The organism is Allorhizobium pseudoryzae, assembly GCF_011046245.1.
GTDB classification, from domain to species: domain Bacteria; phylum Pseudomonadota; class Alphaproteobacteria; order Rhizobiales; family Rhizobiaceae; genus Neorhizobium; species Neorhizobium pseudoryzae.
Window position 1 is genome coordinate 1,640,894 of sequence record NZ_CP049241.1, and the last position, 18,918, is coordinate 1,659,811.

At 63.2% G+C, this 18,918-nt stretch carries 12 protein-coding genes; 5 read left to right on the plus strand and 7 right to left on the minus strand.

Going from position 1 to position 18,918, the window contains the following annotated elements:
- Nucleotides 1-63: 63 nt before the first annotated feature.
- The 5 genes from G6N78_RS07980 (at nucleotide 64) to G6N78_RS08000 (ending at nucleotide 5,201) form a co-directional block, all read left to right on the plus strand.
- On the plus strand, nucleotides 64-735 hold the full coding sequence (locus G6N78_RS07980) for a phosphoribosylanthranilate isomerase (RefSeq protein ID WP_165217227.1): 672 nt from the start codon (nucleotides 64-66) through the stop codon (nucleotides 733-735).
- The gene (gene trpB / locus G6N78_RS07985; RefSeq protein WP_165217229.1) at nucleotides 732-1,952 is read left to right on the plus strand and encodes a tryptophan synthase subunit beta; all 1,221 of its coding nucleotides are present in this window, start codon (nucleotides 732-734) and stop codon (nucleotides 1,950-1,952) included. Before G6N78_RS07980 ends, trpB begins: the two co-directional genes overlap by 4 nt.
- A gap of 2 nt (nucleotides 1,953-1,954) precedes the next feature.
- Nucleotides 1,955-2,794: a tryptophan synthase subunit alpha gene (gene trpA, locus G6N78_RS07990; RefSeq protein WP_165217231.1), complete on the plus strand. Its 840-nt coding sequence runs from the start codon at nucleotides 1,955-1,957 to the stop codon at nucleotides 2,792-2,794.
- A 39-nt stretch (nucleotides 2,795-2,833) separates the two neighbouring features.
- Nucleotides 2,834-3,718 carry an acetyl-CoA carboxylase, carboxyltransferase subunit beta gene (accD, locus tag G6N78_RS07995; protein WP_165217233.1) on the plus strand — a complete coding sequence of 295 codons (885 nt, stop codon included), beginning with the start codon at nucleotides 2,834-2,836 and terminating at the stop codon, nucleotides 3,716-3,718.
- A 139-nt stretch (nucleotides 3,719-3,857) separates the two neighbouring features.
- Nucleotides 3,858-5,201 carry a bifunctional folylpolyglutamate synthase/dihydrofolate synthase gene (locus G6N78_RS08000; protein ID WP_234905909.1) on the plus strand — a complete coding sequence of 448 codons (1,344 nt, stop codon included), beginning with the start codon at nucleotides 3,858-3,860 and terminating at the stop codon, nucleotides 5,199-5,201.
- 74 nt (nucleotides 5,202-5,275) lie between these two features.
- Here the strand turns inward: G6N78_RS08000 and trxA are convergent, their stop codons facing one another.
- The 7 genes from trxA to ahcY form a co-directional block, all read right to left on the minus strand.
- A complete protein-coding gene (gene trxA, locus G6N78_RS08005) occupies nucleotides 5,276-5,596 on the minus strand; it encodes a thioredoxin (RefSeq protein ID WP_165217235.1) in 321 nt (106 codons plus the stop codon).
- Between the two features lie 72 nt (nucleotides 5,597-5,668).
- Nucleotides 5,669-9,223, minus strand: a complete 3,555-nt coding sequence (gene addA / locus G6N78_RS08010) for a double-strand break repair helicase AddA (protein WP_165221490.1) — start codon at nucleotides 9,221-9,223, stop codon at nucleotides 5,669-5,671.
- A complete protein-coding gene (addB, locus tag G6N78_RS08015; RefSeq protein WP_165217237.1) occupies nucleotides 9,216-12,422 on the minus strand; it encodes a double-strand break repair protein AddB in 3,207 nt (1,068 codons plus the stop codon). Before addB ends, addA begins: the two co-directional genes overlap by 8 nt.
- Before the next feature lie 4 nt (nucleotides 12,423-12,426).
- Entirely contained in the window at nucleotides 12,427-13,158 is a 732-nt protein-coding gene (locus G6N78_RS08020; protein WP_165217239.1) for a nucleotidyltransferase family protein, read from the minus strand.
- 4 nt (nucleotides 13,159-13,162) lie between these two features.
- Nucleotides 13,163-14,683, minus strand: a complete 1,521-nt coding sequence (gene tsaE / locus G6N78_RS08025; protein ID WP_165217250.1) for a tRNA (adenosine(37)-N6)-threonylcarbamoyltransferase complex ATPase subunit type 1 TsaE — start codon at nucleotides 14,681-14,683, stop codon at nucleotides 13,163-13,165.
- The gene (locus G6N78_RS08030) at nucleotides 14,680-17,256 is read right to left on the minus strand and encodes a sensor histidine kinase (RefSeq protein WP_165217252.1); all 2,577 of its coding nucleotides are present in this window, start codon (nucleotides 17,254-17,256) and stop codon (nucleotides 14,680-14,682) included. Before G6N78_RS08030 ends, tsaE begins: the two co-directional genes overlap by 4 nt.
- Before the next feature lie 196 nt (nucleotides 17,257-17,452).
- Entirely contained in the window at nucleotides 17,453-18,853 is a 1,401-nt protein-coding gene (gene ahcY, locus G6N78_RS08035) for an adenosylhomocysteinase (protein ID WP_165217254.1), read from the minus strand.
- Between the last annotated feature and the right edge of the window lie 65 nt (nucleotides 18,854-18,918).

Consider the following 18,918-nt stretch of genomic DNA (forward strand, 5'->3'; position numbering starts at 1 on the left):
GTCGCCGGCACCCGGCATCAAAGACCCTCGACTTGGCGCGCGATTCGTGCAACTTCGCCTTCCATGATACCAGACATCAAAATCTGCGGCCTCAAGACGCCGGAAGCGATCGACCTGGCGGTGGAACGGGGCGCAAGCCATGTCGGCTTCATCTTCTTCGAAAAGAGCCCGCGGCATATCGATCCGCTGACGGCAGGTGCGCTGGCGGACCGGGTGAGGGGACGTGCGAAGATCGTCGCCGTCACCGTGAATGCGGATAACGAGGAACTGGAAGAGATCATCGCCTTCCTGAAGCCGGATATCCTGCAACTGCACGGGACGGAAACGCCGGAACGGGTGTTGAACATCAAGGCGGTCTTCGGCCTGCCGGTGATGAAGGCCTTTTCCGTGCGCGTGAAGGAAGACCTGCGCAAGCTGGAAGCCTATGAGGGACTGGCGGATCGGTACCTGCTGGACGCCAAGGCGCCGGAACATTCGGATCTTCCTGGCGGTAACGGCGTTTCCTTTGACTGGACCATCCTGTCCGCGCTTGACGAAAATGTGGATTACATGCTTTCCGGTGGCCTGAACAAGGACAACGTTCTGGAAGCGATGTCCGTCACTAAGGCGCGTGGTCTGGATCTGTCGTCCGGCGTGGAAAGTGCACCTGGGGTCAAGGACCTCGCAAAGATCAACGCCTTTTTTGATGTGATCGACCAATGGCGTTCCAGCGTTTCTAAGGGAGTGAAGTCGTGAACCAGCCGCTCAAACCAAATTCCTTCCGGGCCGGTCCCGACGAAGACGGTCGTTTCGGGATCTATGGCGGCCGCTTCGTCGCCGAGACCCTGATGCCGCTGATCCTGGATCTCGAGGCGGAGTGGAACAAGGCCAAGACCGATGCGGAGTTCCAGGCGGAGCTTGCCCATCTCGGCACGCATTATATCGGCCGCCCGAGCCCGCTCTATTTCGCCGAACGCCTGACGGCCGAACTCGGCGGCGCGAAGATCTATTTCAAGCGCGACGAGCTGAACCATACGGGCAGCCACAAGATCAACAACTGCATCGGCCAGATCCTGCTTGCCAAGCGCATGGGCAAGAAGCGCATCATCGCCGAAACCGGTGCCGGACAGCATGGCGTGGCCTCTGCCACCGTTGCCGCCCGTTTCGGTTTCCCCTGCGTCGTCTACATGGGCGCGACCGACGTGGAGCGCCAGGCGCCGAACGTTTTCCGCATGAAGCTTCTCGGTGCCGAGGTGAAGCCCGTCACTTCCGGCCATGGCACGCTGAAGGATGCCATGAACGAGGCGCTGCGCGACTGGGTCACCAATGTCGATGACACCTATTACATCATCGGCACCGCAGCCGGTCCGCATCCCTATCCGGAAATGGTCCGCGAATTCCAGTCGGTGATCGGCAAGGAAGCCCGCGAGCAGATGATGGCGGCCGAGGGCCGTTTGCCGGACATGCTGGTGGCCGCCGTCGGTGGTGGATCGAACGCAATCGGCCTCTTTCATCCCTTCCTGGATGACGAGAGCGTGCGTATCGTTGGTGTCGAAGCCGGTGGCAAGGGCCTGGACGGCGAAGAACACTGTGCCTCGCTGACGGCAGGTCGTCCGGGTGTTCTGCATGGCAACCGCACCTATCTGCTGCAGGATGGCGATGGCCAGATCAAGGAAGGCCATTCGATCTCGGCCGGCCTCGATTATCCGGGCATCGGGCCGGAGCATTCCTGGTTGAAGGACAGCGGTCGCGTCGAATACGTGCCGATCAAGGATGACGAGGCGCTGGCCGCCTTCCAGCTGCTGACCCGCACGGAAGGCATTATTCCGGCGCTCGAGCCCAGCCATGCGCTGGCCGAAGTCGTCAAGCGCGCACCGACGATGGATAAGGACCAGATCATCCTGATGAACCTCTGTGGCCGCGGCGACAAGGACATTTTCACCGTTGGCAAGATTCTGGGAATGGGCCTCTGATCATGACTGCACGTATGGACAAACGTTTTGCCGATCTGAAGGCGGAAGGCCGCCCGGCGCTGATCACCTACATGATGGGTGGCGACCCGGATTTTCAGACCTCGCTCGGCATCATGAAGGCGCTTCCCGCCGCCGGCGCCGATGTGATCGAGCTCGGCATGCCCTTTTCCGATCCGATGGCCGATGGCCCGGCGATCCAGCTGGCCGGCCAGCGGGCGCTCGCCCATGGTCAGACGCTGGCAAAGACGCTCGATCTCGCCCGCGAGTTCCGCAAGGACGACCAGGACACGCCGATCGTGCTGATGGGGTATTACAACCCGATCTACAACATGGGCGTCGAGACCTTTCTGGACACCGCGCTCGAAGCCGGCATCGATGGCCTGATCGTCGTGGACCTGCCGCCGGAGATGGATGACGAGCTGTGCATCCCGGCGCTGGCCAAGGGCGTCAACTTCATCCGTCTCGCGACGCCGACGACCGACGAGAAGCGCCTGCCGACCGTGCTGCGCAACACCTCCGGTTTCGTCTATTACGTCTCGATGAACGGCATCACCGGCTCGGCTCTGCCCGATCCGTCGCTCGTCGGTGCCGCCGTGCAGCGCATCAAGGCGCATACCGACCTGCCGATCTGCGTCGGTTTCGGTGTGAAGACGGCTGATCATGCCCGTGCGATCGGTGCCGCCGCCGATGGCGTTGTCGTCGGGTCCGCGATCGTCGCGCAGGTTGCCGGTAGCCTGACCGCTGACGGAAAGGCCACCGATCATACCATTTCTGCAGTCACGACGCTGGTCAGCGGTCTTGCGACCGGCGTCCGTTCGGCCCGCCTTGTTGCTGCCGAATAAAGTCACCACATTGACGATGGTCAATCAGGAGTTACGTCCGTGAACTGGATCACCAACTATGTGCGCCCGAAGATCAACTCGATGCTCGGTCGCCGGGAAGTGCCGGAGAATCTTTGGATCAAGTGCCCGGAAACGGGCGAAATGGTCTTCCACAAGGATCTGGAAGAGAACAAGTGGGTCATTCCCGCTTCCGGCTTCCACATGAAGATGCCGGCCAAGGCGCGTCTGACGGATCTCTTTGACGGCGGAGTCTACGAGAACCTGCCGCAGCCGAAGGTGGCGCAGGATCCGCTGAAGTTCCGCGATTCGAAGAAATACGCCGACCGCCTGAAGGATAGCCGCACGAAGACCGAGCAGGAGGATACGATCCTTGCCGGTCTCGGCCAGGTGAAGGGCGTCAAGCTCGTGGCGGTGGTGCACGAGTTCAACTTCATCGGCGGCTCGCTCGGCATGGCGGCCGGCGAGGCGATCGTCAAGGCTGCCGAACGCGCGCTGGCTGAACGCTGCCCGCTGGTCATCTTCCCGGCCTCCGGTGGTGCCCGCATGCAGGAAGGCATTCTCTCCCTCATGCAGCTGCCGCGCACGACGGTGGCGATCGACATGCTGAAGGAAGCCGGTCTTCCTTATATCGTGGTGCTCACCAATCCGACGACCGGTGGTGTGACAGCGTCTTATGCCATGCTGGGTGACGTTCACATTGCCGAACCCGGCGCGGAAATCGGTTTTGCCGGCAAGCGCGTGATCGAACAGACGTTGCGCGAAAAGCTGCCGGAAGGCTTCCAGACGTCGGAATACCTGCTGGAGCACGGCATGGTCGATATGGTGGTGAAGCGCCATGAGATTGCCGAGACCCTGGCGACGCTTCTGAAGATCATGATGAAACAGCCCGCCACCGCGGATCAGCCGCTGGCGTTGACGGCCTGAGCCTGGAGCCGGATGATCTCAGGTCGTTTCGACCTGAAACTTAATCCGCTCTAGAATCAAGAAGTAGAGCATGATGTCGACCGAAAACCGCATACACTTTTCGGCATCATGCTCTAGCACGGGAGCCTCGGGGACTTTGATGAATGAGATTGCCCAAAGCGAGGCAGAGCAGGTAATCAACGAGCTGATGAAGCTGCATCCCAAGGGGTATGACATGACCCTTGGGCGTATGCGCCGTCTGCTGGAGGTGCTGGGCAACCCGCAGGATCGGCTGCCGCCGATGATCCATGTGGCCGGCACCAATGGCAAGGGATCAGTCTCGGCCTTCAGCCGAGCGCTTCTGGAAGCGGGCGGCCATGCCGTGCATGTCCACACCTCGCCGCACCTCGTCAACTGGCATGAGCGGTATCGCATTGGGAAGCGTGGCGGACCGGGTGCGCTGGTGGATGATGCTCTGCTGGCGGATGCGCTGCGTCGAGTGGCGGAAGCCAATGCCGGCCAGCCGATTACCGTCTTCGAGATCCTGACGGCGGCCGGCTTCCTCCTGTTTTCCGAAATTCCCGCCGATGCCGTGATCATCGAGGTTGGCATGGGCGGGCGGCTTGACTGTACCAATGTCGTGGATCGGCCAGCGGTCTCCGTCATCATGCCGATCTCCTTCGATCACCAGGCCTATCTCGGTGACCGGGTGGAACTGATTGCCGCTGAAAAGGCCGGCATCATGAAGAAGGGGCATCCGGTCGTCATCGGCCATCAGGAATTCGAAGCCGCCGAAGAGGTGCTGGTTGCGACGGCCGAGCGCCTGGGCTGTCCCCTGTCCGTCTACGGACAGGATTTCTCCGCCCATGAAGAATTCGGCCGCCTGATCTATCAGGACGAGTTCGGTCTGGCCGATCTGCCTTTGCCGCGGCTCCCCGGGCGCCATCAGCTCGCAAATGCGGCAGCTGCCATTCGGGCGGTGCGGGCCGCAGGCTTTGCGGTCACCGAGGCCATGATGGAACAGGCGATGACTGGCGTCGAGTGGCCGGGACGCCTGCAGCGGCTGACCGAGGGCACCCTCATCCCGCTCGCGCCAAAGGGGTCGGAAATCTGGGTCGATGGCGGCCACAATCCAGGCGCCGGAGAGGTGATTGCCGAGGCCATGGCGGCCTTCGAGGAGAAGCAGCCGCGGCCGCTTTATCTCGTCACGGGCATGCTGAACACGAAAGATCCGATCGGCTATTTCCGCGCCTTCACCGATATTGCCGAATGTGTCTTCTGTGTTCCGATCCGCGGCAGCGATGCGGGGCTGGATCCGGTGGTGCTGGCCAATGCCGCCTATGATGCCGGCCTTGTCGCCGAACCGCATTCGACGGTCGCCGATGCGCTGAAGGAGATCTCGGCCCGGCAGCTGGATGGCGATGTGCCGCCGCGGATCCTGATCGGCGGCTCGCTCTACCTCGCCGGCAATGTGCTGGCCGATAACGGCACGCCGCCGAAATAACCCGAGAGCCAAACCGACGAACGAAAAAAGCCCGGCGAAAACCGGGCTTTTGTCTGTCTGGTGTGCCGGAAGGCTCAGGCCGCGCTGGAAATCCAGCTGGAAAGGGCTGTCTTCGGAGCAGCACCCACCTTGATATCGGCCACTTCGCCGCCCTTGAACATGGCAAGCGTCGGGATCGAGCGGACGCCGAACTTGGCGGCGAGTTCCGGGTTCTCGTCAATGTTCAGCTTGGCGATCTTCACCTTGCCGGCCAGTTCCGAGGAGATTTCTTCGAGGCTCGGCGCGATCATCTTGCACGGGCCGCACCATTCGGCCCAGAAATCCACGATCACGGGTTCGGAAGCGTCCAGAACTTCGGCCTGGAAATTGGAGTTGTCGACTTTCACGGTAGCCATGGGGCTCTCCTTCGATACGGGTGTTGGCAACAATGTGATGCGTGGACGCGTCAAATTCAATGCCTGCCTATCTCACTTTGTCAGGAGTTCTTCAAGCGTGGCCGCCAGCAGGCCGTCCGGCAGTTCCATCACGCTGGCGGTCTCGCTGTAGACCAGCGTGCAGGCAATCCGGAGCGCCGGATAAAGCGGCTGCAGGATCTTTGCATAGATCGCCATCTGCGCCCGGTGGGCAAACGGAATGTCGGAAAGCCCGCGGGGCGGAAAGCGGTTGGTCTTGTAATCCAGGATCACCACGCGACCGTCTTCGGTGACCACCAGCCGGTCCACACGCCCCGAGACCGCATAGTCTCTGCCCTTCAGCGAGAGGCGCCCCATGATGGACACTTCCGCCTGGGCATGGGCAGAAAACAATTGCGAAAGCTGCGGGTGGCGCAACACGCCCATGACCGCCGACAGGAGCGCCTCGCGTTCGCCAGCGGGCCAGAAGGATGCGGTGCGGTCGAGATAGCGACGCGCGGCCGCCTCCTGCTCGTCTGCGGCAAGGCCCGGCAGCATCTGCAGCATGCGGTGCGTCAGCCGGCCCTTCTGCAGCGCCAGCCCGGACGATGCCTCCTTTTCCCCGAAGAGCGGCGAGACGAAGGCCGCCTCGCCATCCTCGTCCTCGATGATGATCCCGGCACCGGAAGGGCTCAAAGGCCGCGGAAGCGGCGGGGCAGGCGGCAGGGGCTGGAACAGGGCAGCGGGAAGGCTTTCCCGTAGCTCGTGGCGTTCGTCCTCGACATGCCGTTCCAGCGGTCGCAGTTCCTGGGTTCCGATGCGCCAGCGATGGCCGCTCCATGTTCCGTCCGGCCCGGAAAATTCCGCCGGCTGGCAATGCTCCGGATCAGCCGACAGCGCCCGGGCGATCATCGCCTGCCAGCTGTCGTCATTGTCGCGCTTGCCCCGATAGCCGCAGACGACCAGCCGGTCGGCGGCGCGCGTCATGCCGACATAGAGCAGGCGGCGATATTCCTCTTCCGCCGATTGCTTCAGGCGATCATCATCTGCCGCCGTCAGGGCATTCGACAGCGTTTTCCCCGGCACCCAGGCGGGAATGTCCGTTTCGCCGATCTTCAGGAACCGGAATTTCGGGACGTGGCTGGAGATGAAGGCTTTTGAGCCGGAATCGACCAGGAACACCACGGGCGCCTCCAGACCCTTGGAGGCATGCACGGTCATGATGCGCACCTCGTCGCGGCCGCTATCCTGTTCGCGTTTGATCTCCGGCGATTCCAGCTCAAGCGTCGAAATGAAGCTCTGCAGGCCGGGCAGCGCCTTGTCCTCGTGTTCGAGCGCCAGGCTGAGGAACTCGTCGAGAATATCGCCCGCCTCGCTGCCAAGCCGGGCCAGGAACCGTTTGCGCCCGCCTTCGGCACCGAGGACCCGGGCGAAGAAATCATGCACGCCGCAGCCTTCGGCCATAGTCTTCAGGCGAAGCAAGTCCTCCCGGACCCGCGCAAAAGCCGTATCCCCCTGGTCCGCGAGAGCGCACAGATGCGCCCATGCGCTGGTCTTCTCCGGCCGAAGTGCCGCGAGGCGGAAGAGATCGTCCTCCGTCAGATTGAAGAGCGGGCTTTTCAGAGAGGCGGCAAGCGACAGATCGTCATGCGGCTGCAGCAGGAAGCGGCCAAGCGCCATCAGATCCTGCACCGCGATATGGCTTGCCAGACGAAGCCGGTCGGCACCGGCGACGGGAATCTCTCCGCGCCGTTTCAGCGCGCGGGTCAGCGCATTGACAAAGGCATCACGCTTGCGCACCAGAACCAGAATGTCGCCGGGGCGGATCAGCCGCTCCTTGCCCTTCTCGATGATCGTCTGGTGCCCCACCAGGTCGCCGACGTGATGGGCAATGCGCCCGGCAAGGACAGCCGACGGCGCCTTGTCCGGCGTCGCATCGAAGGGGGCCGTCCAGTCCTCCTCCATCTCTCCCACATCCGGCACGACCGTTTCCCAAAGATCGACGGCGCCGGCATGGCCGAGGCGATTGGAACGGTGGATGACGGGATCGCCGGTGGCGCTGAGGCCGCTGGCATTCTCCGGCAGGGAAAACACTTGGTCGACCGCGCTCAGCACATCCGCTGTCGATCGGAAGGACAGCGGCAGGCGCACGGGATGAAAATTCTGTCCGCTGCGCGCGACACGCTTGCTCGTCAACTCACGTTCTTCGGCAAAGCGCTCCGGTCGCGCACCCTGGAAGGAATAGATTGATTGTTTTTCGTCACCAACGGCGAAGATCGTTCGTCGGGTTTCGCGGGCGCTGCGCCCGGCAAAGAAATCTTCCGCCAGCGATTGGATGACACTCCACTGAATGGGGCTGGTATCCTGCGCCTCGTCCACCAGGATGTGGTCGATGCCCTGGTCGAGCTTGTAGTGCACCCAGGCGCCCACGCCGTCGCGGGTCAGGAGTTCGGCGGTGTGGTTGATCAGGTCTTCAAAGTCGAGCAGGCTGCGGCGCCGTTTCAGCTCCTCGTAATCCTCGTTCAGCCGTTCGGCGAGCGTCAGCGCCGCGCGCGTCGCCGCCAGCATGCGCACCAGCTTCAACCGGTCGCGAAGGGCGGCCACATGGTCACGCGCCTCGGTGACAGCATCGCCCAGCTCCGGCGCGGCGGTCAGCATGGCCTTGGTGATCAGTGATGTATCGGCCTTCGGCTTTCCGGCCTGCGTCATAAAAATCTGGTCGAGCAGGCGGGCGCGGATCGCCCCGTCTCTTTCCTCGACCACCTGCCGCAGGGTAAAAGCCACCTCGGCCGCCTTGGCGCCGCCCTTGGCATCGGCCACCTCCAGATAGGTGGTCAGCCGGGGCCCGTTCAGGCCCTTCAGCGGCCAGTAGGCCGCAAGCACGGCAGCCTCCGTCTCGCCCGGCTGCAGCCCGAAGGCCTCGGTCAGAACTTTCTCCATGCCGCCGCGCGCATCGGCCGCGCCCAAGAACCGGCGGATGGCCGTGCGGTTGGCGACGATATCGGACAAGAGCGTTTCCAGACCGGATTCGTCGCCGAGATCCAGCACATGGGCAAAGGCGTCCGCCAGTCCGCTGTCTTCTTCGATCGCGGTAGCGGTGAGCAGCGACCGCCGCGCTTCCGCCAGAAGGGTGGAGGCCGAGACATCGTCCAGTACGGAGAAATGCCCCGCCACATTGGCTTCCAGCGGAAACTGATGCAGTAAAGCCTCACAGAAGGCGTGGATCGTCTGGATCTTCAGCCCGCCCGGCGTTTCCAGTGCCCTGGCAAACAGACGTCGCGCATCGGCCAGCTTGAGGGAATCCGGCTCATGACCTTCGATGGCGGCAATCCGTTGCGCCAGCTCCTCATCTGGCAGCACTGCCCATTCGGCAAGCCGCTGAAACACGCGGTTCGACATTTCGGAGGCCGCGGCCTTTGTATAGGTAAGGCAGAGGATCGCGGACGGACGGCAGCCGGCCAGCAGCAGCCGGATCACCCGCTGTGTCAGCACATGGGTCTTGCCTGATCCGGCATTGGCGGACACCCAGGCGGAGCTTTCCGGATCGGAGGCGAGCGCCTGCTGCTGCGCCGTCCAGTTCAGCCATTCGTGCGGATCGTTGCCAAGCGTTTCGAGGCTCATCTCAGTCATCGGCATCACCGTCTTCCGCATCGGCCGTCGACCATTCGGCAACCCGGGCGAGATGATCATACTCGCCGCCGAAATCGCTCTGCATCACCGGAATGACGCGGGAAGCAAACCCAACGCTGTTGTCGCGCAGACGTTTGACGAGCGTGGTCAGTTGCGTGATCGAATCCTCGGCCAGTTCGATCGCCGATTTTGGCTGGGTCGTCGCCGTTGCGCGGGCGCCCTCGTTGTTGACTTTGTCGCACGTGAAACGTTCGCCGGGGCGCAGTCGGACATAGAGGAGATTGTCCGGCCGCTGGGCGCCGAGTGCCTTGAAGGCACCGGCTTGCAGGGCGGCCGCCTCCAGCGCCAGTTGCGGGTCGAGCAGCGCGCGGGCCTGGGCGGGCGAGGGGTTCAGCCCCGTTTTGTAGTCTATGATGTCGGCATCGCCGGACCCTTTGAGGTCGATCCGATCGGCGATACCGGTGAGCCGGATACCTGCCTCCGTAAGCTCGAAGCCCGCCGGAAGCTCCGTATAGGTCTTGCGGATATCCGGCGCACGATCGGCCTCCCAGCGCAGGAAGGCGCGGGCCACCTCGCGAAAGCGCGGACGCCAGACCTGGTCGATATGCGGCGGCAGGTTTTCCCGGTCGAACTCTTCATTAGTCACCCGGCGCATCACCTCTTCGGCATGCGGCGTGCCGGGCACCGGGGCCACCCGCGTGTAGCGCTCGATGATCCGGTGGTAGAGCGTGCCGCGTTCGGCAGCACCGGGATCCTCGTTGAACGGCTCCAGCGGATCGAGTTTCAGGATACGGCGGGCATAAATCGAATAGGGGTCGCGGCGCAGCCGGCCCACTTCGCTGAAGGAATATTTCGCCGGCTGCAGATCGGCGGGCGGTGTCGGCGCCGGGCGTTTCGTCAGCGTCTGCTTGTCGCTCAGCTCACTGTCATCCAGTTGCTGGGCCCATTGACGATAGGCGGTGCCGCGGGCTCGCAGGTCGCGACCCAGCTGCTCACCGCCAAGCGCCAGCAGGCGCTGCAGCCAGCGGGAGGCCACTGTCGGGGCACCACCTTTGCGCAGCGAGCGGGAGTAGACCAGCCGACGCGTGCCGTTTGCCATCTCGAAGTCGTGCGCCAGCTGGCCGATCTTGCGTTCCGGCGGTTCCAGCCCGATGTCGGTCTTCATGCTGCGCGACAGGAAGGGATTGTTGACCGACTGGCCCGGCCAGGAACCCTCGTTCAGCCCGCCGAGGATCATCGTGTCCACCCGCTGCAGGCGCGATTCCAGCGTACCGAAGATGAAAACGCGCGGATGGCTGAGCTGCCGGGGTTTCACCGCTTCGCTGGCGAGAAGCGCGGCCATGATGTCGATCCACTGCGGCCCATCCGCCTCAATCTGTCCGTCGGTCTCGATGATTTCGGACAGCACGGCGGCGAGGCGTTCGCCCGCCTCTCCCGTCCAGAGGGGGCGGAGATCTTGTTCGGCATTGGCAGCTATCGCTTCGAGCACGCGGCCAGTCCGGGTGGCCCAGTCGGACAAGGGCAGCTTGGCGGAGATCCGCCGGCCATCGGGCATCCGGGTGATCAGGACTTCCGCCAGCGGTTCGACCGCCGCCTGGATTTTTTCCGCCAGAGCCAATGCCCGGTCGCGTGCGTCCTCCGGCAGCGAGAGACGCCATTGCGGGGTGTGGCGGTCCTCGTCCTGCTCCTTCAGGCGCTGCTGGAGGAGGGGAAGAAGCGAGGCAATATCCGGTTCGCCGGTGCCGCCGCGCAAGCCCAGAAGCTCCAGTGCTTCGCGGGCCGGGCGGCAATCCCCGCTTGCCATGCCGAAACAGGCGAGCGGATGTTTCAGGAGCGCGGTGATCGCGACGGGATCGCCGGGCCGCAGGATCGATTCCAGCACGAGGGTCAGCAGCGTGCCCTGCGGCGTGGCGGAAAGAGGCGTGCCGGCGGTATCGTCGGCGGTGATTCCGAAACGGGCAAGTTCCGCCGTCACGCGGTGGGCCAAAGCCCGGTCAGGCGTGATGAGCGCCGCTTGGGATGGTCCGTCGGCACCCGGTTCCTCCAGCGCCAGCCGGAGCGCAATCGCGATGGCGGTCGCCTCCTCGCGCTCGTTGGCGGCCTCGATCAGCGCCACATCGGCAAAGGCAGCGGCGACGGTGCCGGCCGATGTCGATTGCCGCCAGGCGTTCCAGCGATCGGTGGCGTCTGCCGGTGCCAAGGCCTGGGAGAGCAGGTCCGCCCGGCACTTCAGATCCCCCGGCGCATCGCCCAGGATGGAAACCTCGTCGCGCGACACCTGAAGCCGCTGCAGCAGACGGTAGAGACCGTATTGCGGGTGGCTGCGGCTGGTCGGATCGGGTTTTAAGCCGTCCGCGCCCTTGCCCAGCATCACCCATTGCTCGTCCGGCATGGAAAGATCGAGACCCGGCAGAATGACCGCACCGTTGGGAAGAGCCGCGATGGCGGCGATGAGATGCGCGGCGGCCGGAACCGAGCCGGTGGACCCGGCGACGATGACCGGCCCGTCGTGGCTGCGTTCAGTGATCCGCCGCGCTTCGGCATTGATCCGCGCCGCCTGGTGTTTTGCCGGCGAAGACCGGCGCAGCTCTTCCAGCCGCGCCGGCCAAAAGGCACTGGCGATCTTCAGAAATTCCGCCGTCAGCTGCCACCAGAGCGAATGTTCGGCCGTCTGCAGCCGTTCGAGATCCGACCAGTCCCGCTCTTCGGTCTCGATCGCATCGATCAACTCAGCGAGTGACCGCGCTAGCCAGATGGCATCCGCCGGGCTTGCCGGTGCCACCAGCGGCGAGTCTTGGTGCACGTCCATGATGGCGCGGGGCAGGGTGTTGCGCCAGGCCAGGATCAGCCGGCCGAGCTCCAGCAGACGCGCGGTGCCGCTGATCGGAACCGCGAGATCTATCTCTTCGGGCGCCACGAGATCAAAGAAACCCTCGTCGTCATCGGTCTCGCCCAGCGGCCGGACGATCGGCAGGATCGCCGAACGACCGCCGAGCAGCTCGACGAATTCCGAGCGCAGCACACGCGCCGCACGCCGGGTCGGCACATAGATCGTCACCTTGGAGAGGGACAGCGGATCGTCGGCATCGTAGCGGAAGGAAGGCAGCACGCGCCCGTCGCAGAGACCGGCAGCCACCGTGCGCAGGAATGGCACGGCGGCAGGAATGGTCAGAATGCGTTTCTCCCGATGATCCGCCATGGCATCAGGCCGGAACGGAACGGCTGGCGAGAAAGGCCTCCGCCTGTTCGAGTTCCTGAGGAGAACCGACCGTCAGCCAATGACCGGCAAGCTCGATGGCAAACAGCCGCTGCCTTGCAATCGCCTTGTCGAAAGTGAGGTTGAGGTTGAAGGCTGTCTCCGGCGCATCGGCGAGGAAATCGGTGTGCATGACGAAGGCGCCCGAATAGACCACGGGATCGGGATCGCCTGCCTGATAGCGGGTGAGCCGGCCATCGGGATGCAGGCGGAAATCCATCTTCCCCGCATGGCAGACGACGCGCTCCGGGCGCGCGCAGAGCATCAGCATGTCCATGCGTGACGGATCGAACTCAGCCATCAGCCGCTGCAGATTGGAAGGCACGCCATCCGGTTCTCCAACCCAGAACAGATCGGCGTTCATCACCAGCACGAGGCCGGGCGGCAGGAGCTTCAGCCCCTTGGCAAGCCCACCGCCATTGTTCATCAGCTGCGCGCGCTCGTCCGAAATCAGGATGTCCAGATCCGTGCGGCCGGCCAGATAGGCCTCCATCTGGTCGGCGTGATGATGCACGTTGATCGCCACGGTCCGAATACCGGCCGCTGCGATCGCGTCCAGCACATAATCGATCATGGGCTGACCACCGACAGGAACGAGCGGTTTCGGCATCCGGTCGGTGAGGGGACGAAGACGGGTGCCAAGCCCTGCGGCCAGCACCATGGCATTCTCGACACGCATCAGATCAAGCCCTGGATTCGCTGAACTCTATGCCTGCTTGTGCCATCCATTGGCGCAAGGGTGCAAGCACGGGATGCGAAAGAACATCATTGAGATAGGCAAGCGTGCGCGGCATGTGGCGCATGTAGCCCGGCTTTCCGTCTCGCTCCTTCAGCCGCACCCAGAGCCCGATCAGCTTGCAGTTGCGCTGGGCCGCCATGATGGCAAAGGCCATCCGGAAACGGTCTGCGTCGAAGGGGCCTTGCGCCTGTCTCTGGCGAAGGTAATGTTCCAGAAGCGTTGCGCGGAGCGCTGGCGGAATGGTGACGCGCGCATCCTGCACCAGCGAGGCCACATCATAGGCCGTCGGTCCGATCATTGCGTCCTGGAAATCGATGAGACCGACCCGTTTGAGGCCGGTCGCCTCCGGCTGCCAGAGAAGGTTCGGCGAATGGTAATCGCGCAGCAGCAGGTGCCGCTCGCAATCCGCCAGCATCCGGATCAGGTCGTCCCATATGTCGCTGAACGATTGGCGTTCGAGATCGCTGGCAGTCTCCCCGCCGCGTTTCCACGGCAGGTACCAGTCGAGCAAGAGCCGGGTTTCCATCTTCATCGCCACCGGATCGAAATCCGGAACGTGATGCCGATGCGTCGGCGAGACTGGAAGATCGCGAACCGGTGCCGTGCCGTGCAGATGAGCCAGACATTCGACGGATGCCAGATACCGTTCGGCAATCGGCGCGCCGTCCTCATCCAGCACGCCATCCTGCCCCAGATCCTCGATCAGCATCAGGCCCTGATCGTAATCCACCGCCAGCACGTCCGGCGCCAGAAGACCGATCTCCCGCAGATGCCGGGCGATGGCGACGAAGGGATAGGCGTCTTCGGCCAGATGAGCGACCTTGGGATAGGCTTTCCCGTCCAGAACCGGCGGTCCCTCCGGGCGCCTCGGCCAGTCCATCAGGATCAGGGGCGTGCCGTCCGCAATCGTCAGCGTTTCATAGGCGCGGAAGGAGGCGTCGCCGCTCAGGAACCGGCGGGTCGCGGTGCCGTAACCGTGGTCTGTCAGAAATTGTCGGATGGCCAGCACACGGCGAAGCCTTGCTGCCATGTCCGGGGGCGCGTCAATCTCTGCGCGGCGTCCCGTCTCGGTATGCGAAAGTGTCAGACGAATGCGATCCTTCGGCAGCTCCGCCTCGGCCATTTCTGGCCATTCCACAAGGCATATCCCGTCGGACAGAGCCTCATCGAAACCCAGTTCATCGAGTTCGGAGCCATCAGCCAGACGGTAGAGGTCGAAATGTGCCACCGGAATGCGGAGTTCATAACTCTGGACCAGCGTAAAGGTCGGGCTCGGCACTTCGAGATCCGAATCATCGGCCATGGCCCGCAGGAAGGCGCGGGCGAGTGTCGATTTTCCGGCGCCCAGATCACCGGAAAGAGCAAGGCAGCTTCCCGGCTTCAGCGCGAGTGCCAGATCTTCGCCGAAGCGGATCGTGTCCGCCTCGTTTGCGAGTTCCACGACGATCCGGTCGTCAGCAATCATTCGGCAGCGACGGAACGAAAGGAGACGGCGCTGGGAATGCGGCAGGTGACGGTGGTGCCATCACCCGGCCGGCTGTCGATCTTCACATCGCCCTTGTGCAGGTTGACGAAGCTTTCGACGATCGACAGGCCAAGGCCCGCACCGCTGCGCTTGCCGCCCTTGCCGCTCGAGAAGCGATCGAACACGGTTTCCAGCATCTCCTGGGCAATGCCCGGGCCCTTGTCGGCGACGGAGAAGAAGAAATCATTGCCGGTGCGCCAGCTGCTGAGCGTGATGGTGGAGCCTTCCGGCGAAAAATTCGCCGCATTGGTGATCAGCTTGATGAGGATCTGCTTCAGGCGCTGCTGATCAGCCACGATCCTGCCCATGCCCTTCGGCGCGACGATTTCCAGCATCACCGTGTTTTCATGCAGCCGGTCGGCAATCTGCATCGCCACATCGTCGAGCAGATCGTCGATGTCCATCTCCGAATAGTTCAGCTCCATGATGCCGGCATCGACGGTCGCCAGATCCAGGATGTCGTTGACGATGGTCAGCAACACCGAGGAAGAGGTGGAGATGTGGTCGATATATTCGGCCTGCCGCTCGTTGAGTGAGCCGATGCCAGGTGTCTTCAACAGGTCGGTGAAGCCGATGATGTTGGTGAGCGGCGAACGCAGTTCGTAGGAGACGTGCTGGACGAAATCGTTCTTCAACTCGTCGGCCTTGCGCAGCGCCTCGTTCTTTTCCTTCAGCGCCCGCTCGGCGCGCGCGCTGTCCGTCATGTCGACGAAGGTCAGCATCGTCTGTGCATTCGGCAGTGGTGTGGCAGCGTAATCCAACACGATGCCGGAGAACAGCTCGAACGTGCCCTGCAGCGACGGGCGTTCGTCGTCGAAATTGGTCAGCATCTGGCCAAACAGGCGCCAGCCATCCGGCTTGTCATATTCCAGCGCACAGGCCGCCTCGATGGCCCGGATATGCGTGCCGGGCTTCGTCTGGTCTTCGGTCAGGCCCCAAAGCGCCCGGAAGGCGGGGTTGGAGAGGCGGATGCGCCCATCCGGTCCAAAGACGGCGACACCTTCGGTGAGGTGGTCGATGGTCTCACCCTGCACCTTCACCAGCGTGTTGTAGCGCGTTTCCAGATCCACCTGTTCGGTGAGGTTTTCGAAGACCCAGGTGGCCCCGCCCTGCGGATGGGCGGTCGCGATCACCTGCAGCGTCTGGCCGTTCGGCAGGTGCCAGCGGTTGGTCTGCGTGTCGAGCGCGCGGTAGACGGAGAGCACGCTTTCCTTCCAGTTGCGCCAGTTGAGCTGTTCCGGCAGCTTGTTCTGGCTGCGCAACCGGTCGAGCAGCTCGTTGTGGTCCGGTCGGCTTTCCAGGAAACCAAGATCGAGATCCCACAGCCGCACGAAAGCCTGGTTGTAGAATTGCAGCCGCTGGTCCCGGTCGAAGATCGCCACCGGCGTCGCCAGGTGATCCAGCGTCTCGGCGTGACTCTTCAGCGTCCGGTGCAGTTCCGCCTTGATGCTCTCGGCTTCGGAAACATCGATCGCCATGCCGGCGGAGCCAGCCTTGCCCACCACATCCACCACGTCGAAGACGGTGCGGTTGCCGCTGACGACGGTCGAGATGCGATCGTGGAAGGGGGAATCGACCGTCGCCGTGGCGCGGATCTTTTCGCGTGCGATCGTGCCAAGGAATTCACGGCTTTCCTGCACGGCCTGCGAAGCGCTGGAGGCTTCCACCGCCTCGCCATAGGCGTGGTTGACCCAGGCCAGATTGCCATCACGGTCACGGTGCCAGACCGGCTGTTCCAGCGCATCCAGCAGCGATTGGAAGAGGTTGATCGAGGAGACCAGCCTTTCGCGCTCGATCTTCAGTTCCGCGAGTTCCGCGCGAAGATTGTCGAGGGCGATGAACCGGACAAAGGCCTTGCCGCCGGAGACGCGGCCCTGCACTTCGAGGATTTCGTCCCGATTGGTTTCCACCACCATGTCGAAGCTGCGAGCCTGCCCGCGCAGACCTTCGACCGCATGCTCCAGTTCGGCTGCGGAGTGGGCGCGCATCCATTTGCCGAAGGCCAGAAACTGCTTGGCTTCCGAGGGCGCGCCGGTTTCCGGCGGCAGGTGGCCCAGAAATTCCGGGCGCGAGGGACCTGCTTCCCAGATCACGATACGCCGGTTCTTTTCGGCAATCAGCGCTTCATATTTCGAGATCGTCTGCTGGGCATCCGAGAGCGCGCCCCGCATCTCCTGGCTTTCGGCCTCCAGATGCGTGCGCTGGCGAAACAGCCAGATCGACGAGAAGAGAGCCGCCGCAATCGCGCCGATGGCGAGAGAGGGGAAGATCACCTCGGAGGAGGTGAACAGGCGGGCCGCCGGCAGGCGTGCATCCTGCGCGAGCGCAATGCCGGCCATGCCGGAAAGCGCCGTGCCTGTCAGCGCCGCCCGGGCGATGTGAACCACGCGCGAAAGGCTGCTCAGTCTTTTAGGTGTCACGTGTTCCGCCATCCATCGTCCACCGATTGCCGGCGCCTCGTTGCCGTCATCGGTCTTGGCCCGCCCGGGGTGAGCCGTAGAAATTTCCGCCATTCGGTCTGTCTCCGTCCAAGTGCCGCATCATCGACAAGACATCCCTGACCACGCGGCCAACGCCTTCAGCCTGCGCGAATCGAGTCTGAAAACAATATCTGCTTCGGAAATCGAGGCAAAGGGTGGGCCGCAAAAAAGAAAGCCGCGGACTTGTCAAGTCCGCGGCCACCATATCTTGTGGATTAGTCAGCTCACATTAGTATCTGTAGTGCTCAGCCTTGAACGGGCCCGTCTTGGAGACACCGATATAGGACGCCTGTTCGTCGGAAAGCTCGGTCAGCTTCACGCCGAGCTTCGCCAGGTGCAGGCGGGCAACCTTCTCGTCGAGGTGCTTCGGCAGGATGTAGACGCCGGGCTTGTACTCTTCCGTCTTGGTGAACAGCTCGATCTGACCCAGCACCTGGTTGGTGAACGAGGCCGACATGACGAAGGACGGATGGCCCGTTGCATTGCCGAGGTTCAGGAGGCGGCCTTCCGACAGGAGGATCATGCGGTTGCCCTTCGGGAACTCGACCATGTCCACCTGCGGCTTGATGTTCGTCCACTTCAGGTTCTTGAGAGCCGCAACCTGGATCTCGTTGTCGAAGTGGCCGATATTGCCGACGATCGCCATGTCCTTCATCTCGCGCATATGATCGAGACGGATGACATCCTTGTTGCCGGTGGTGGTGATGAAGATGTCGGCGCTGGAGACGACGTCTTCCAGCTGGACGACTTCGAACCCGTCCATGGCCGCCTGCAGGGCGCAGATCGGATCGACTTCGGTAACCTTGACGCGGGCGCCGGCGCCGACGAGCGAGGCGGCCGAACCCTTGCCGACGTCACCGTAACCGCAGACGACGGCAACCTTGCCGGCCATCATCACGTCGGTTGCGCGGCGGATGCCGTCCACCAGCGATTCCTTGCAGCCGTACTTGTTGTCGAACTTCGACTTGGTGACGCTGTCGTTGACGTTGATCGCCGGGAAGGGGAGGAGGCCCTTCTTGGCCAGTTCATAGAGGCGGTGAACGCCCGTGGTCGTCTCTTCGGTGACGCCCTTGATCGCGTCGCGCTGCTTGGTGAACCAGCCGGGGGATGCCTTGAGGCGCTTCTTGATCTGCGCGAACAGGATTTCTTCTTCTTCCGAACCCGGGTTCGACAGCACATCTTCGCCGGCTTCAGCGCGGGCGCCAAGCAGGATGTACATGGTGGCATCGCCGCCATCGTCGAGGATCATGTTGGAGACGCCGCCATCGGTCCACTGGAAGATGCGGTCGGTATATTCCCAGTATTCGGTCAGCGATTCGCCCTTGACGGCGAAGACCGGAATGCCGGCGGCTGCAATCGCAGCGGCAGCGTGGTCCTGGGTGGAGAAGATGTTGCAGGAGGCCCAGCGCACGTCGGCGCCCAGAACCTGCAGCGTCTCGATCAGGACGGCGGTCTGGATCGTCATGTGCAGCGAGCCGGAAATGCGTGCGCCCTTCAGCGGTTTCGAGGTGCCGAACTCTTCGCGGCAGGCCATCAGGCCCGGCATTTCGGTTTCGGCGATGTTGAGTTCCTTGCGGCCGTAATCGGCAAGCGCGATATCCGCGACAATGTAATCTTTTTCAGTGGTCATGGTGGCTCTCCAGCTCCGCAGGGGGCTACCGCTCATCGTCAAGCGGCGTTCATCCAGCCGCTGCA